The following is a 17,166-nucleotide window of genomic DNA, read 5'->3' on the forward strand; positions in this document are numbered from 1 at the left end:
GGCGATCACTTCTTCTTCGGCTTGGTGACGCGCAGCACCAGGCTGGTCTGCGAGGGGCTGTGGCTGCCGTCCCCGAGGTAGCGCACGACGAGGGTGTGCTTGCCCGGGGACAGTCCGGTGGTGTCGAGGGACACCGTCGCGGTCCCGTCGGTGAGTGTCCCGGAGGCGACGGGCTCGCCGGATGCGAGGACCCGCACCTCCCCGGTGGGCGGTGCGCCGTCGGCGGTGCTGCCGACCCGCACGGTCAGCGGCACCTCGGCGCCCTGTTCCGCCTTCGGCTTCGCCGGGGAGACCGTGGTCGTGGTCGGGGCCGGCTGCGCCTGCCGGGCGGGCACCACGACGGTGCCGGGCTGCTCGGTGTTGCCGAGCCGGTCGACGGCGCGGAACTGCACCGCCGTCTCGGCGTCGCCGACGACGACCGGCTCGGTGTACGTCCGCCAGTCGCCGGCCTCCCCGGTCCGGGTCTCGATCCTCCCGACGCCGACGCCGGAGTCGGCGGCGCGGACCTCCACGGTGCGCGCGTCGGTGTCGACGGTGGCGTTGGACACCGGGGCGGCGCTGTCGATTCCGAAGGTCACCGGCCGGATGTCGCCGGTGTTGCCCGCCGCGTCCACGGCGCGGACCTCCACGGTGTGCGGGCCGTTGCCGCTGACCTCGACGGACGCGCCGGCGGGCGCCCTGGACACCCAGTCGCCGTCGTCCACCCGGAATTCGATCCGGTCCAGCCGCCGGTCGTCGGAGGCGTTCGCCGACACGGTCACCGGGTCGGCGTACCAGCCCTCGACCGCCGTTCCCTCCACGGTCACGTCGTCGACCACCGGTGCGGTGCCGTCGGCGGTGTGCATCCGCAGGAAGGTGATCGAGTGCGGGGGGAAGTCGTAGCCGAACGAGTTCGACAGGCCGTCGATCTCCCGGGTGACGGGCACGACCCTGGTGGGATTGGCCTTGGTGTTGGTGTCGGTGAGCGCCGCGGCGGTCATCTGGGTGACCTCGCCGGACGGCTCCACGGCCACGTCCGAGACCTCGACCTGGGTGCGGACGGTCTCGGCGGAGGTGTTGACCACCTTGGCGACGATGTCCCCGGACGCCTTGTCCCGGGTCACGACCTGGAACAGCTTCTCGTCCGCGCCGGATTCGTAGGTCATCTGCAGCTCGTCGTCGAGGTACAGGGAGATGGTGTTCCCGGAGACGACGATCTTCACCTTGTTGGTGACGCCCGTCTCCACGCCGGTGCCCTCGACGGCCTTCACCTCGACGGCGGAGCCGCCCCGGGCGTGCTGCAGCACCGAGCGGGTGTTGTTCCAGCCGCCGATGTTCCACCAGTAGTAGTCGTTGCCGCCCTGGGCGCCGAATCCGATGAGGAAGCCCTCGCTGCCGGAGATCTTCCGGGCGTCCAGTTCGAGGGTGTAGTTGGTCCAGTCCTTGCCGTAGGCGTCGGTGATGAGGGAACGGGCGTCGGTGGTCGTGGCCGAGGACTGCACGTACTCGCCGTCGCTGACGGCCCAGGAGCCCGCCACGGGGTTCCACTGGCCGGCGTCGGCGAAGTCGTCGGAGAACAGTGTCTCCCCGGTGGCGTTGGAGGTGACCCGCACGTTGTCGTACGCCGCCGCCGTGTTCCAGGTGGACAGGAAGATCCCGCCCTCCACGACGCCCTGGTTGACGGTGCCGTCGAAGGTGCTCGGCACGACCTCGTCACCGACGTTGTTGCCGAACAGCTTCTGCACCTCCCAGTTCGGGGAGGACCAGGATTCGTCGTTGTCGAACCAGATGGCGTCCGGACTCCACTGCACATACGACTCGTTGGCCAGCAGCGGCGCGTAGGAGGCGAGCCGGACGACATCGGCGTTGCGCTGCAGGCCGGTCATGTACGCGGCTTCCACCAGGGCGTTGTAGAAGGTGTTGCCGCGGGAGGCGTACTCGCCCAGGAAGACCTTGGGGCCGTTGCGGTCGTAGCTGTCGTAGCGGTGGTTGTTGAGCAGGAACCACTCGGGGTCGTTGTAGTAGTGCTCGTCGACCATGTCGACGTTCTGGCGGCGGTTGTAGTCCCACAGGGCGTCGAACCGGGCGCCGGCGTCGTCGGGGCCGGAGTTGGAGATGATCGTGATGTCCGGGTACTTCGCCTCGATGGCGTCGCGGAAGGCCGGGAAGTTGGCCTCGAAGGTGGTGGTGTTCTCCTCGTTGCCCAGGCCGATCATCTCCAGCCCGAACGGCTCCGGGTGGCCGAGCTCGGCCCGCTTGGCGCCCCACTCGGTGGTGATGTCGCCGTTGGCGAACTCGATGAGGTCGAGGGTGTCGTCCACCCACCGGTCGATCATCTCGGGGTCGGTCATCTCGGGGATGGTGGAGCCGCAGCCGTTGGCGCCCACCGAGACCACGGGCAGCGGTTCGGCGCCGAGGTCCTCGGCGAACAGGAAGTACTCCAGGTAGCCGATGCCGTAGGACTGGTTGTAGCCCCAGAAGTTCCAGTTGGTGGGGCGCTCCTCGACCGGGCCGATGGTTTCCTTCCACTGGTAGGTGCGCCGCCGGTCCTGGTAGCCGCTCTCCTCGTAGGTGCGGAAGGTGCCGACGTTGGTGACGCAGCCGCCGGGGAAGCGCAGGAACGTCGGCTGCGCCTCGGCGATCTTCTCGGCAAGGTCCTTGCGCAGGACGGACAGGCCGTTCACCGGGCCGACCCAGCGGTCCCGCGGCATCAGCGAGATCATGTCGAGGCCGACCACGGAGGCCGCGCCCGAGGTGACGACGAGCCGGGCGGCGTCGGTGGTGGCGCCGGCGGTGAGCGTCACCTCGTACTTGTTCCAGGTGTCGGAGCCGTCGACGGCCACGGAGGCGTCGGCGTAGGTGACGGTGCCGTCGGCGTTCTCCAGCCGGACGGCGAGCTCCTGGGCGGTCGAGGTGCGCGCCCACAGCGAGGCCTCGTACCCGGCGCCCGCCTTGAGGGCGAAGCCGTTGTTGTAGCCGAGGTTGCGCAGGCCGTCGCCGGGTCCGTCGGCGACCAGGCGGAAGTGGTTGCGGTTCCTCTCGTTCAGCCGGGTGTCGTCGTCGACGACGAGCGCCTCGGGGGCCTCGCCGCCGCCGTTGACGACCTGCCAGCCGGTCATGCCGGTGAAGGAGCCGTTGTCGGAGGAGTTGAACTCGAACGACCGGTTGCGCACCAGCTCGGCGTAGAGGCCGCCGTCGGCCGCGTAGTTGATGTCCTCGTAGAAGATGCCGAACATGGTGTCGCTGATCTGGGCGGCACCGGCGTCGCCGTCGATGGTGAGGGTGGCGCTGGAGGAGCTGACCTGGCTCAGCTTGAAGCGGACCGCGTCGCCCTTGTCGCCGAAGGCCAGCGGGTCCGAGCCGCCCGCGTAGCCGGTCCCGGCCTCGTCACGCAGGTACAGCTTGCCGCCGCCCGCGTCGGTGAGCCGCACGGCCGAGGGCGCGTCGCCGGTCTGGCCGAGCGCGAGACGGCCGTCCCGGGCGACGAGCGGGCGGTCGCCGTCGGTGGTGTGCAGGTGGACGGATCCGCCGGGCTGGGCGGCGGCGGTGAACGCGAGGGTGGACAGCGGCTGGTCGGCGGTGAGGGCGAGTCCGCTTCCGGTCTCGGTCAGGTGGGCGCCCGTGCCGGCCTGCCGCAGGGCGAAGGAACCGGTGGGCTGGATGTCGCCGCCGGCCGCCGCGGTCACCCGGAAGTCGTCGAAGGCGGCGTCGAGCGTGGTGCCGTCGAGCGCGCCGAGGGCGTAGATGCCGACCTGGGTGGTCGGAAAGGCGGCGGTCACGGAGGAGGCGTCCACCCATGCCCCGGAGTCGTCCTGGTAGCGGGTGGTGATGACGTTCCCGGTCCGCTGCAGCTGCAGCGTCTCCCCGGAGGACTCCGGCCGGTCGGTGAACCGCTCGGCGCGGAACACGCCGGCCGTTTCGATGTCGTTCTCGATGGCGATCCCGGACGGCGCCAGTGAGCCGACGTAGGTCAGGCCGGACCGGACGTAGTTGTCCATGTCCTGCCAGGCGATCAGTCCGGCGCCCTGGTAGGTCCGGGCCACCTCCGCCCGGACGGTGACCTCGGCGGTGAAGTCTCCGGCCGGGATGTCGACCAGGAACACGTTCCTCGCCGAGTTGACGTCCTGGTACGTGTCACCGGTCTGCCCGGTGATCCGCAGTTCCCCGTCACCGAGCGACCAGGCCGAGGGGTCGTCGTTGACGATCTCCCACTCCGCGCCGGGGGCGGTGCCGGAGAAGTCGTCCGTCCAGGTCTCTCCTTCGACGGCCCCCGCGCCGGGGGCGGTCACCGCGGAGAGCGTCACCGTGAGGCCGAGCACCAGGGTCCCGGCCATGAAGGCACTCGTCCACCGCCGGCCGGATCTGCCGTCCGGCCGCTGGGCTGTTGTCATGAGGCGTGCTCCACTCTGAGTTCAACCGCCAGGGAAATGCCCGCTTGATAACCCGGAAGTGTGAGCGTTAACACTTATGCCGTCAAGACACCGTGCAACCCCGGACCGCGGCGGCACCGGCCGCGGCGCCCGCCCCGACACCGCGTTTTCGCAGGCAACCCCGGATGCAGAGACCCTCGATCGGACGTACGGACCGATCCGGGACGCCCGCGGGAGCCGGACCGGCAATGCCGTGCGGCCGACCGGAGGGCGTCGGCCGACGCGCTTCTGGTGAGCGTTCACAATCCATGGCGGCCGAGCCCGGGGACCGGGGGCGGAAGCGGTGCCGCACAGCGGTGCGCCGCCCCGCAGGCGGGGCGGCGCACGGCGGTCACCGCGGCGTCACCAGTTCTTGTGCCGGACCTCGCCGAGGCTGCAGAAGGTGCAGCCGGGGCTCAGGAAGTCCTCCGCACGGCGGAATTCCTCGTCGGCCAGGTGCCATCGCAGCCAGGCGGTGATGATGTGCCGGCCGTTGCGGGTGGCGTAGATGTGGTCGGTGTTGTCGAGAATGCCGAACCAGACCGGGACGTCGGTGCCGGTGTAGTCACGCTCCATGTTGGAGGTGGCGAAGTCCTCGTCACCACCGATGTAGAGGGCCGGGTTGCGGAGACTGTCCGGGCCGTTGCCGTCGAAGGAACCGCCCGCCACGTGGATCGTGGTCTCCAGGCGCGGCTCGTCGGCCACGTCGAACGTCCCGATCGATCCGCGGGAGTGGCCGCCGAAGGCCACCTCGGACGTGTCGAGGTCCTGGTACAGCGGGCTGCCCGGCCTGGCGTTCTGCTCCTCGAGCCAGTCGAGGGCGGCGACCATGTAGCCGCCGCGGCTGGAGGAGACCTCGCTGTAGACGACGAAGCCGTGCGAGGCCCACAGGCGCAGCATGTCCTCGTAGTCGGCCGGGGCGGAGCCCGCGCCCGGCCCCCAGACGAAGACGGGGTGGTCGACGCCGTTCCGCCCGGCGTCGGACGGGTACACCAGCCACCCGTCGTTGCCGGGGCCGGCGGAGGTGTCGATGGTCACCGCGTACGGCCCGGGCGCGGTGACGTCGTCCACCGGGGGCAGCGACCCGGCCGGCGGGTCGGTCGGGTCCCCGCCGCTCCCGGCCTCGACGAGCACGTCGTCGACGGTCAGCGTCTCCAGCGGGCTGCCGGCGTCCAGCGAGAACCGCAGCCGCAGGCTGCCGCCGTCGGCCGAGGCCGGCAGGCGGAACGACACCGCACCGGTGGCGGTGCGCGCCGACTCCAGCGTGGTGAACGAGCCGCCGTCGACCGAGTACCCCACGGTGAAGGTCTCGCCGAGGTCCAGCCCGGACGCCGCCCGGGTGTAGGACACCGTCAGACCGCTGTACCCGGTCAGGTCGATGGGCGCGGACGTCATGGACGGGTCGGAGAACAGCGAGCCGCTCAGCCGGGCCCCGTACGTGCCGGTCCGGACGGAACCGGAGGCGGTGAAGGTGCCCAGTCCGTCGGAGAAGTCCTCACTGTAGACGGGCGTGGCGGCGGAGGCCGGGGCCGTGACAACGCCCGCGGCGCCCACGGCGACGAGGCCGGCGGCCACGGCGCCGAACGCTCGCAGGCGCCCGCTGATACGAGTCATGTCTGCATTCCCTTCCGGCCGCGCCGGTGGACAGCGTCGGCGCGCCCTTGTGTCGGCTGCGCGAGGTGTGCCTGCGCCCGATCACCGGGGGCGTCCCGGAGTCGGCCACTGCCGATTCAATCCGGACTTTCGCATGTGGGAATCAGGTGAATCACCGGTCCCGTCGCTGCCCTTCGGCAGGGCGGCGGGCACCGGCGGCCTCCCGGCCGCGGGGCCGCGGGGCCGTGGAGCCGCGGGGCCGTGGAGCCGCTGAGCGGCCGTCCGCCCGCTCCGGCCGTTCCCTGCCGGGGGACGTTCGCCGCGGCCGCCGAGGGCCGGGCAGACGCGGGCGTCAGCGGCGTTCCCACTTCTGCGCGGCGTTGCCGGAGCAGTGCGCGATCTGGAGATGGTTGCCGTTGGCCGTGTCGGCGTTGGCGATGTCCAGGCACTTGTCCGCGGCGTAGTTGACGACGTCCCAGGCCAGGGAGTAGCGCCACTGGAAGCGGTTGTCGGTGGTGCTGCAGTCCCACATGATCACCGCGGCGCCGTCGCCGACCGATCCCTCCGCGGTGGTCAGGCAGCGGGTGCCGCTGCGGAGGGTGCCGTCCGCGGCGAAGGTCCAGCGCTGGGCGGAGCCGCCGTTGCAGTCGGTGATCACGACCCCGGCGCCGTTGGAGCCGCTGCGGGGCTGGGCGCATTTGCCCATGGCGATGAGCTGGACGTCCGTCACAGGCGTGAACGTCTCGCGCGGTGTCCCGCCCGTCGGAGTGCCGGAGGAGGACGATCCCCCGGAAGAACCGCCGGAAGAGGAGGAACCAACGGAGGACCCGCCGGAAGAGGAGGAACCGCCGGAGGACGTGGACGGGGAGGAGGCCGCGGAGCCGGAGTCGTCCGAGCTCCCGCCGGAGGAGGACGACGAGGAGGACGAGGAAGAGGAGGACGAGGAGGAAGAGGAGGACGAGGAGGAGCCGGTCTCCCCGGTTCCGCCCGGCTGGCGGGCCGTCTCCCGCCCCGGGTCCGCCTCCTTGTCGTGCTCGTCGTCCTCCTGGCGCCCGTCGTCCTGCTTCTCCTGCTCCGCGTCCTGCTCCCTGTCCGGCGGCTCCCCGCCGGCGGGTCCGTCGTCCTCGTCACGGAGGTCTTCCGGGCTTTCCGCGGCGGCTGTCTCCTCGGCCGCCCCGGCGGCCGAGGGTGCCGGCTCGCCGGCCGCGGCCGGGGCGGCGTCGGCGCCGCGGGACAGGCCGGGCAGGCTGCCGGCGGCAGTGACGGCCAGGGCGGTGCATGCGGCGGCCGCCGCGGCGGAGCCCAGGGTGCCCCAGACCCGGCGGCCGGGCGCGAGGCCACGGCGTGGCCGGGCCGGACGGCGGGCGAAGGTCTCGGCGAAGCCGGGTTCGGCGGGTTTGCGGGGAGGCTGGCTGGCCACCGGGGGTCCTCTCGGGTACGGGCGGGGAGGTGCGTCAGGCGGGTCCGGGGACGTCCTCGGCATCGAGGGTCATCAGCTGCTCGGGCCCCGGGGAGGCGAGTTCTGCCATCCGCACCGCCTGCCGCTCCGTCATGGCCTGGAAGAGCTGACGGGCCGTGCGGCCGTTGCCGAACCGGTCGTCGCGCGGTATGGCCGCCACATGGGCGGCGAGTGCTTCGCGGGCGGCATCGCTCAGCGTGTAGCGGTGCCGCTGGGCGTGGTGCTCCACAATGCTGACGACCTCCGGGGTCGAGTAGTCGGCGAAGAGCAGAGTGCGGGTGAAACGGGAGGCGAGGCCGGGGTTGGAACCGATGAAGCGGGACATGTCGTCGGGGTAGCCGGCGGCGATGACCACGACGTCGTCGCGGTGGTCCTCCATCAGCTTCACCAGGGTGGCGACGGCCTCCTGCCCGAAGTCGTTGGAGACGCCCGGCGGCACGAGGGCGTACGCCTCGTCGATGAACAGCACGCCGCCATGGGCCCGCCGGAACGCCTCGGTGGTCTTCGGACCGGTGTGGCCGACGTACTCGCCGACCAGGGCGCTGCGGTCCACTTCGACGAGATGCCCGCGGCCGAGGAGCCCGAGAGCCTTCAGCAGCCGCCCGTAGAGGCGGGCGACGGTGGTCTTGCCGGTGCCCGGGTTGCCCGCGAAGACCAGATGGCGGCTGAGCGGCGGGGCCGGCAGTCCGGCGTCCCGCCGCATCCGCACCGTCTGCATCAGCTTCACCATGGAGCCGACATCCCGCTTGACACCCGCCAGGCCGACGAGTTCGTCCAGCTCGGCGAGGAGTTCCTCCAGCGTCTCGGGCGCCGCCTCGTCCTCGCCCGCCTCGGCCGGGTCCTCCTCCCCCTCGGGCGCGGCGGACGCGGGCGGCGCGGAATGCCCGCCGGGGAGGGCGGGGCCGTCGGGCGCCGCCGGGGCACCGGACGCCGGGGGGAGGAACGCGGTGCCGACGCGGACCGCCACCGATTCCGTGAAGTGCGGCTCGGCACCCTCCGCCAGCGTGACGTCCCGGGCGCAGTCGAAGACCCGGCAGCCGGTGAAGCGCGGTTGGGCCCCGGCTCCGACGTGCACGGCGGGGAAACTGCCGCCGTGCAGGTCGCAGTGGAGGAACTCGCCGCCCGCACGGTCGCCGACCAGCACTGCGTTCTTGCCCGGCCGCTCGATCCGCACGCCCCGCACCCGGGCCTCGGCCCCCTGCCAGAGGACCAGGCCGGTGCCGCGGGTCCCGGCGACGCCCCCGCCCTCCATGGACAGCCGGGCGCCGGCGTTCACCACCAGCCCGGCACTGCCGGTGGCGGCGATCCGGACGCCGGTCAGCATGGCGTCGGCGCCGCTTCCGAGTTCCACACCGCTGCGCCGCTGCCCGCGCACGGTGCAGTCGGTCAGCGTGCACTGCTCGGCGGAGAGCAGCCGCACGCCGTGCTCACCGCCGTCCACCAGGGTCCCGTGCAGCGCGGCGCGGGCCTCGGCGTCGACCTGGACGCCGGCCATCGCGGGCCCCTCGACCGTGCAGTCCTCGGCCTCCACGGCGGCGCGGTCGGTGACGGCGAGGGCATGCTCGGCGGCGCCGCCGAGGCGGCAGGCGTGCAGCCGGGCGCGCGCCCGGTCGGCGAGGTGGACGGCGCTGTAGCCGCTTCCGGTGACGGTGGTGCCGTCCAGGGCGGCCTCGGCGTCGTCCAGCGCGACCAGGCCGTTGGCGGCGGGCCGCAGCAGGCGGCAGTCGGCGGCCTCCAGGCGGGCGCGGCCGGCCGCGGCGAGTGCGCTGCCCCCCGGCGTCTCGATACGGCAGTCCTCCAGTACCGCCCCGGCGTCGTGCTCCGCCTGCACGCCGGAGCGGCCGGGCGACGTCAGGCGGCAGCCCTCCAGCAGCACCGCCGAGCGGTCCTGGGCGAGTACGCCGCTGCGGCCGGGAGCGAGCAGGCGCCCGTCGCGGACGGCGAGGCGGGCAGCGCCGCGGGTGCGCAGCGCCGAGCCGGAGACGCCGCGCAGCAGCAGGCCGTCGGCGCTGAGCCGGGTGTCGCCGGCGAGCACGATGCCCAGGCCGTCGACGCTCTCCAGGGCCACCTCCTCCAGCCGGGCGCGGGCGTCGCCGTCGAGGTGGAGGGCGGCGTGCCGGGCGTCCCGCAGCCGGGTCCTGCGCAGCACCAGGACGCCGCCGCCGGTGGGGTCGTCGAGCGCGGCGGCCAGGCCGGGGGCGAGGGCCGGTGCCGGTGCGGCAGCCGGGAAGGCCGCCGGCGACGCAGACGCCGACAGCGCCGGGGAGGACGGGGAGGACGGGGAGGACGGGGTGTCGGCGTCGAGCAGGTCCCGCGGGGTGCCCGGCACCCGCCCGGCGGCCGCACCGGGCGGCGGGGCGGCGGAGCCCTCGACGGTGATCCGGCCCCGGACCAGCAGGCAGTCCTCCATGAGCAGCCCCGCGGCGTCGGTGACCCGCAGCACCGGCTCGCCCGGGTCGGCGCCGTGCAGGACCAGGCCGGCCACCAGGCAGCCGGGCGCGGCGACGGTCAGGACGGGCCCGGCCGCGCCGGCCGGCGCGCGCACGGTTACGGTGCCGGGGCCCTCCTCGGCGCAGAGGGTGATCCGGCGGTCAAGGACCAGCGTCTCGTCGTATGCGCCGGGGGCGACGAGGACGGCGACGACGGCGCCCGGCGGCGCGGCGGCCAGGGCGCGCGCGATGCCCCGGTGTGCGGAGCGCCCGCGGGGGGCGACGCGGAGCGTGACCTCCGCCTCGACCGGGGTGGGCGTGGTGGTCAGGGCCATCGGATCACCGTTCCTCATCAGTCGGCGGGAGCGAGTCCTGGACCCGGACCGGCTCGTCTGGCGCATCCCGGACGGTTGCGGATGCACTGGTCGCCCGCCTTCGCTCCGCGTCGGCGTCCAGGACGCGTCCAGGTACCAGCGCCCGCGTTCCGCGTCGTGGTGGATGCGGCAGGCCACCGCCCGGTTCGCGCCGACGCGGTCGGCCCGCTGCCCGCCCCGGTGCCGGACCGCGACGCGGGCGGCGAGGACGTACCGGCCGTGCCCGGCGCCGGCCAGGTGGGCGAGCGGTGCGGGCGGCTCGAGGGGGATCTCACCGTCGGGTGTGACGCGGATCGTCTCGTTCCCGAACCGCGTGCCGGACCTGCCGCCGGCGGCCGGGAACCACCGTTCGGCCTCCCGCCGATGCCGCCACTGCGCCCGGGTTCGCTCGTCTCGAAGGAGCTGAGGCGCCGGCGATGCGCCGTGTGAGGCGAAATCCCCTGCGCTCGCCCCCACTTCATCAGATACACGCGCATACCATAACGTAACTCCCTTAAGGGCCATACATACTTATACATGCTCCATCGGCAGCAGATGCGCACGCCCTCTCGGTTGCCGGGGCCGGTGGGCCCGGGCCCGGCGCCGGGTGCCGGCGTACGGCGGGGTCACGGCGGGGGCGCTGCTCCGCCGGGGTCCGTCCCGGGCGGCGGGTCCGGGGTGAACCATGCCGGCGGCGGGCTCACCGGGCCCGGCGCCGGGTGCCGGCGTACGGCGGGGTCACGGCGGGGGCGCTGCTCCGCCGGGGTCCGTCCCGGGCGGCGGGTCCGGGGTGAACCATGCCGGCGGCGGGCTCACCGGGCCCGGCGCCGGGTGCCGGCGTACGGCGGGGTCACGGCGGGGGCGCTGCTCCGCCGGGGTCCGTCCCGGGCGGCGGGTCCGGGGTGAACCATGCCGGCGGCGGGCTCACCGGGCCCGGCGCCGGGTGCCGGCGTACGGCGGGGTCACGGCGGGGGCGCTGCTCCGCCGGGGTCCGTCCCGGGCGGCGGGTCCGGGGTGAACCATGCCGGCGGCGGGCTCACCGGGCCCGGCGCCGGGTGCCGGCGTACGGCGGGGTCACGGCGGGGGCGCTGCTCCGCCGGGGTCCGTCCCGGGCGGCGGGTCCGGGGTGAACCATGCCGGCGGCGGGCTCATCCGGAAGGTGGGCAGCAGGTAGAGCTGGGTGAAGGTCTTGTCCGCCAGCTTGCCGAGGGCGGGCACGACCAGGGTGTCCAGGAAGCCTCCCCGGTGCCCGAACCGCCCTCCGATGTTCTGCTGGATGACGAAGCGCCCCAGGCCGGTGGTGACGCCCGTGGTCAGACCGGCCGCCATGCCGATGGCGCCCTCGCGCAGCGCGTCCAGGCCGGAGAGGTGGACGGTGTTGCCGTTGGCGTCGCGCACTCCGAACAGGGCCGAGTTGGCGGCGGTGTTGACGAAGCCGGCGAGCGCCGTGTGGGCGACGGTCATGCCGTAGTCGTAGGCGCCCGCCCGCCAGCGCAGCACCTTCTCGTTGCCGCCGAACTCGCGCGTCCAGTCCTCGTCGAAGGGGCGCCGGGTGCCGGGGTTGCCGCGGTCGGTCTCGCTGAGGCGGGTCTTCACCCCGCCCCGTCCGACCGAGAGATGGGCGGCGGTGATGCCGCCCTTCAGGCCCGCGCTCACCGTGGCGCCGAGCAGCGCCTTCAGCACGTCGTTCGGGGTGAAGGGAACGCCGGTGGCGCTCGCCACGATCGCGTACACGGCCAGCGACATGGTGAAGTCCACGATCCACTCCTGGGCGAACTCCACCGCCACCGTGCCCGACGCCTTGGTGACGAACGGCGTGTAGAGGGACTCGCCGCCCGCGTCCCGCCCGAAGCGCCAGCGGTTCGGCTCCCGCAGCATGCGGGTGAAACCGCGGTACTCGTTGAAGAAGCCGTCGGGGAAGACCTCCCGGCCGGAGAGCCGCAGCCGGCCGAAGGGGTCCATGTCCCAGACCATGCCGGTGATGGTGCGTTCGCCGATCAGCGTGCCGGGGCGGGTGGGACCGGGCCCGCCGTTCGCGTCCGGCGCGTAGCGGCGCCACTGCGCCTGCCAGGGCTCGCGCTCCAGGAAGGTGCCGTCCGGCAGCCGGCGCATGGTGCGCAGTTCGGCGCCGTTGTCGAACTCCCGCCACACCCCGAGATCCTGGGCGGCGCCGGGGGCGGGCATGCCGTCGGGCCGGGCGACGTATTCGCGGACCCGGAAGGGCGCGTCGGTGAGGCTGTCGTAGATCCGTCCGGTGGCGGGCAGGGCCGGGATCTCCTGGATGCGGATCTCGGTGCCGTCCTGCAGCCGGACGACGTCCTCGAAGCGGGTGCCGGGCAGGCCGTCGCGGGCGGGCCCGTGCCAGATCCGGAGCCGCTGCCCGGGGCCGGAGCCGAGGTCGAGGACGGTGCCGTGCCGGTCGGTCTTGTTCCAGTGCCAGACGGCACCGGCCGGGGTGTCGGTGCGCCAGGCGTACAGGGCGACGCCGTCGCCCAGCATGCGGTACTCGCGGACCAGTTCGCCGCCCTGGAAATCGCGGTAGGACTCGCGGTCCCAGTAGCTGCGGCCCATCTTCCCGTCGAAGGCGGTGACCCGGGTGCCGGTGCGGCCCTGGCTGTCGGTCCAGGTCAGCCGGGCGTCGTCGGGCCGGCCGTGGGAGGTGACGGTGAGGCCGCCGGGCCAGGTGTCCTGGCGGCCGACGACGATGCCCTGGTGGTCGTAGCGGGTCCAGTCGGCCTGGCCGGGCACGAGGGACGAGCGGTAGGCGCGGCCGGGTCCGGGGTCCGGGCCGGCGGCCCCCGGGGCGGGCTGCGGGCGGGGCCGCGGCCGGTATTCGATGACGGAGCCGTCCGCCAGCCCGGTGCGGGCGACGTGCCAGGTCTTGGGCGTGCCGTCGGGGCGGGTGCCGGCGGGCGAGTACCAGTCGCCGTCGTGCAGGTCGTTGGTGAACCGGTCCTGCCAGTGGATGGCGGGGCCGCCCGGGGGGCGGCCGGGCACGGTGGTGTCGAAGTCGGCGGCGCGGTGGGTGCGGTGGCCGCCGAGGTTTCCCGGTCCCTCGGACCAGGGGGCGTACGCGGGGTCCCGGGTGATGCCGGGTACGGACGGCAGGGCCACCTCGTCGCCGGTGCGCAGGGTGGTGCCGTGCGGCAGCTTCCGCACCGAGCGGACCATCTCGCCGGTGCGGGAGAGGTCCACCGAGGCGCCGTCGCTGCTGACGAAACGGATCCCGCTGTCGGTGACCGGGCCGCCGGGGCCCGCGGAGAGCTGCCAGGTGTGGACCTGGAGTGCGCTGTCGCCGCGCAGGTGGGGGGCGCCGGTGAACATCGCGGCGCGGTGGTCCCCCAGGGCGATGCTGCGGACCAGGGCGGGCGGGCGCTGTTCGGCGAAGCGGTGGCTCTCCAGGAAGCCGCCGCCCGGCAGGGTGCGGCCCGTGCCGCTCTCCTTGCCGTGCGGGGAGAAACGCAGCCAGGAGGGGCCGGGGCTGCCGTCGGCGGCCACGCCCCGGCTCCAGAGCTGCCGGTTGTCGTCGGGCGAGAGGGTGAACCGGCCCCACTTCTCGTGCATGACGACCCGGTTGCCGGTGCGGGGGTCCGGCATGACGTCGGTGAAGCCGCGACCGGGTCCCCACTCGCGGGTTCCGGTGGCCACCAGCCGGTAGTCGGCGTCGTAGCGGTGCCAGGCGGAGCGGGCGCCGAAGGACTGTCCCCACGGGTGGCGCTGCAGGCCGGCCAGCACATGGCTGCCGTCGGGCAGGATCTGGAAGTGGCGGACGCGGACGCCCAGGTCGCCGACGTCGAACCAGCTCCGTCCGCTCTGGCCCCAGTGGCGGGTGCCCCGGGCGATGACCGTGCCCTGGGCGTCGGTCTGGTGCCAGCGGGTGCGCTGGGAGGTGATGCCGAACTCGGCGCCGGTGCGGAGGTGGGAGTCCAGGGTGGTGCCGTCCGGCAGCGGCCGGCGGCTGAAGACTTCGGTGCCGCTGTGCGAGAGCAGCCGGATGTGGCCCTGTCCGGCGCCCGTCAGGTCCACGGTGCCGGCGTCGAACCAGCGGCGGGCGCCCTGCGCGTTGGCGGGCGGAGCGCCGCCCTGGGTGCGGACCACGGTCCAGGTCGGGGTGGCGCCGGGGGGATAGCTGATCTCGATGTGGCGGGTGGTGTCCAGTGCGCCCTCCCGCAGCAGGTTGACGCGCTGGGAGGTGAGGTTGCCCGCGGCGTCGTACTCACGGAACTCCCCGGCGTGGAAGCCGCGGTCCGGCGCCTGGAGGCGGTAGCCGCCGCCGGGAAGCGCGGTGAAACCGGCGTTCGGGACCGGGGCCAGTTCGCCGTCCAGGAGCTGCGGGGCGCCCGGTCCGGTGGTGCGCACGAAGCGGGTGCCGGCGGCGTCGGAGAGGCGCACCACGTCGAACTGCGCGGTGCCGTTGCCGTCGTGGACGCGGAGGACCGCCGGGCCGCCGCCGGGCACGGCGGGCACGGACCGGATGTCGACGTCGATCCGGCCGGCCGCGTCGGTGAGGCGGAGCCCGGTGCCGCCGCCGAGGCCCTCGATGCGGTGGCCGGCCCCGCCGGGGCGGGGGGTGACACGGGTCCCGGGCAGCGGCGTCAGGTCGGCGTCGAGCACCTCGGCGAAGCCGGAGGGGTGGACGCGGAGAAAGGTGTCCAGAGCCGTGCCGTCCGGCCGGTGCATCCGCAGCGCGTCGAAGTCCAGGGCCCCGCCGGGCAGATGGACGGCGGCGGTGGTGCCGGTGAGGACGTGGTGGCCGCCGTCGGGGAGGCGGATGACGGTGGTGCCGGGCACCGGCGCGCCGTCGGGGGCGTGCAGGGTGTGCGGGGTGCCGGCGGGGGCGCCGGCCGGGGTGAGGACGTACTGGTCGACGGCGCGGGCGGCGTTGCCGGTGAGGTGCACCGCGTCGTGGGTGTGGACGCCGGCCGCGTCCAGGACCTGGTGCCGCCCGTTGTGGTGGACGCGGAAGCCGTTGCCCTGCTGGGCGACGGCTCCGGCGTCGACGCGGGCGTAGCGGGCGTCGATGACGTCCAGACGGGCGGGGCCGGTGGCGCCGGGGCCGGTGCGCAGGAAGCTGCCGTCGAGGGAGCCGCCGGTGATGGCGGTGGCGGTGTAGGAGTAGGCGCCCCGCGCGGTGTGGACCCGGAAGCCGGTGCCGCCGTCGGAGACGCGGAAGGCGGTGCCGTCGAGGATGCGGGTGACGGTCAGGCCAGGAACCCGGTGGCCGTCCGGGGCGTGCAGGGTGGGGGCACCCGGACCCGCCGCACCGGGCGCACCCACCGGGGTGTGCACCAGCTGACCGGCCGGAGCACCGTCCGCCCCCGTCAGCACCGTCACCTCATGCGTCTGCCGCCCTGCGGCATCCACCGTCAGATGCACACCACCGGCCTCGATCCGCCACCCGCCCGCCGGCTGCGCCACCACACCCACACGCCCGCCCGCCACCCGCACCGGCGTACCGTCCGCATGCACCAGCTCCGCACCCCCGCCCGCACCGCCCGGCAACCGCACAAAACCCCCCGGCAACGCCGTACCCGGCACCGGCAACACCTCATGCAGAAACCGGCCGTCCAGCCCGTACACCCCCACCCGCACCTCACCCACCCGCCCCACATGCAGAACACCCCCACCCCCCGGCCGGACGACCGTCAGACCCGGAACGGGCGCGGCGTCGGCGTCGGCCAGCCGGAGGCTGCCGTCGCCGAGCCCGGTGAGGACATGGCGGCCGGGGGCGGCCCCGTCCCCGGCCAGGCGCACGGCGTCGTGGGTGAGCCGGCCGGTCGCCGGGTCGTAGAGGCGGTAGCCGGCGCCGGTGGGCAGGCTGAGGGTGTCGGCGCCGCCCACGTGCAGCAGCCGGGGCGTGCCGCCCGGGGTGATGCCGGTGGCCGCGTCGGCGTGCAGCAGCTGCCAGCCGCCGGTGCGGGCTCCGGTGATGTCGATGCCGGCGCCGACGCGGACCGCACGGGTGCCGTCGGCGAGACGCAGTTCCTCCATGCCGTGGAAGAAGTGGAGGTCGTTGTTCTGGCCGACGGTGAAGTCCCAGCGGCGGACGGTGTGGGCGTTCACGGTCTCCTCGACGCGCAGCACCCCGCCGCGCCCGTGGAACGCGGCGGTCATGCCGGGCGGGGCCGGGCCGCCGCCGAGGGTGAGGACCACGCCGCCGGGTGCCGCCCCCGGGGTGAGCGTGATGTCCCGCCCCGCCAGGCGCACGGTCTGCGGGGCGCCGAGGGGGGACGGACCGGCCGCCACGACGGCACCGCCGCCGCTGCCGGAACCCGGGGCGGGACCGGGGCCGGAACCGGAAGGGCCGACGCCGCCGCCCGGGGCGACGCCCTGGACGACCTGCCTGACCTGGTGATGTGCGTCGAGGCCAAGCTCCCAGCGCTGCGCGCCGGCCGCGGTGGTGTGCTCCAGCCGCACCACGTTGGCGGCGGGATCGTAGGACCAGGTGACGCCCGGGTGGGCGGGCCCGCCGTTGAAGCGGACGTCGAGCCCGTGGGGCGCGCCGGCGCTGAGGTGCGTGCTGACCCGGACACCGTCGAGGCCGGGCACGCTGAAGGTGTGCTCGATGTGCAGCTGTGTGGTGCGCACCATGCGCACCTCGGGCTGGAAGAGGTGCGGGTGGGTGCGGCGCATGCGGGCGATGTCGGGGTCGTGGGCGCGCGGCGGGTCCAGGCCCAGCAGCTTGCGGAGCTGGGCGCCGAGTTCGGACGCGGCGGGCTGCGGCACGGTGACGGCGTCGCCGGGGAGGGTGCCCTTGCCGCCGCCATGGCCCTCCGCGGCCGGAGGCGGGACGGCGGCGGCCGGGGGTGCGGTGGCGGACGTGGGTGGCGCCGCCGGGGGCGCCGGGAACCGGCTGGCGGTCTGGGCGGGAGGCGGGAGAGGTGCCGCGGAGGCGGCGGGCGTCGGGGCGGGCAGGCCGGCGGGGCTGACGTGTCCGAGCGCGG

General features: G+C 74.5%; 5 protein-coding genes. All 5 read right to left on the reverse strand.

The annotated features are described in order from the left end of the window. Positions 1-5: 5 nt before the first annotated feature. The 5 genes from GQS09_RS12250 to GQS09_RS12280 all read right to left on the reverse strand — a co-directional run bounded on the left by GQS09_RS12250 (position 6) and on the right by GQS09_RS12280 (position 16,948). A complete protein-coding gene (locus tag GQS09_RS12250; RefSeq protein ID WP_165986067.1) occupies positions 6-4,370 on the reverse strand; it encodes an alpha-L-arabinofuranosidase C-terminal domain-containing protein in 4,365 nt (1,454 codons plus the stop codon). A gap of 381 nt (positions 4,371-4,751) precedes the next feature. Next, positions 4,752-6,002 carry a hypothetical protein gene (locus GQS09_RS12255; protein WP_165986068.1) on the reverse strand — a complete coding sequence of 417 codons (1,251 nt, stop codon included), beginning with the start codon at positions 6,000-6,002 and terminating at the stop codon, positions 4,752-4,754. A gap of 331 nt (positions 6,003-6,333) precedes the next feature. Continuing rightward, positions 6,334-7,401 carry an RICIN domain-containing protein gene (locus GQS09_RS30660; RefSeq protein WP_313896109.1) on the reverse strand — a complete coding sequence of 356 codons (1,068 nt, stop codon included), beginning with the start codon at positions 7,399-7,401 and terminating at the stop codon, positions 6,334-6,336. Positions 7,402-7,435: 34 nt separating this feature from the next. Further along, complete coding sequence (locus GQS09_RS12270) at positions 7,436-10,204, reverse strand: right-handed parallel beta-helix repeat-containing protein (RefSeq protein WP_165986072.1); 2,769 nt, start codon at positions 10,202-10,204, stop codon at positions 7,436-7,438. Positions 10,205-11,296: 1,092 nt separating this feature from the next. Then, entirely contained in the window at positions 11,297-16,948 is a 5,652-nt protein-coding gene (locus tag GQS09_RS12280) for a hypothetical protein (RefSeq protein ID WP_207957743.1), read from the reverse strand. Positions 16,949-17,166: the final 218 nt, after the last annotated feature.

The sequence above is a fragment of the Streptomyces sp. YIM 98790 genome (assembly GCF_011421595.1).
Lineage (GTDB): Bacteria > Actinomycetota > Actinomycetes > Streptomycetales > Streptomycetaceae > Streptomyces.

Coding starts and splice junctions, on each gene's coding strand:
- GQS09_RS12250 (WP_165986067.1), bottom strand. CDS start 4,370: ATGACAACAGCCCAGCGGCCGGACGGCAGATCCGGCCGGCGGTGGACG.
- GQS09_RS12255 (WP_165986068.1), bottom strand. CDS start 6,002: ATGACTCGTATCAGCGGGCGCCTGCGAGCGTTCGGCGCCGTGGCCGCC.
- GQS09_RS12270 (WP_165986072.1), bottom strand. CDS start 10,204: ATGGCCCTGACCACCACGCCCACCCCGGTCGAGGCGGAGGTCACGCTC.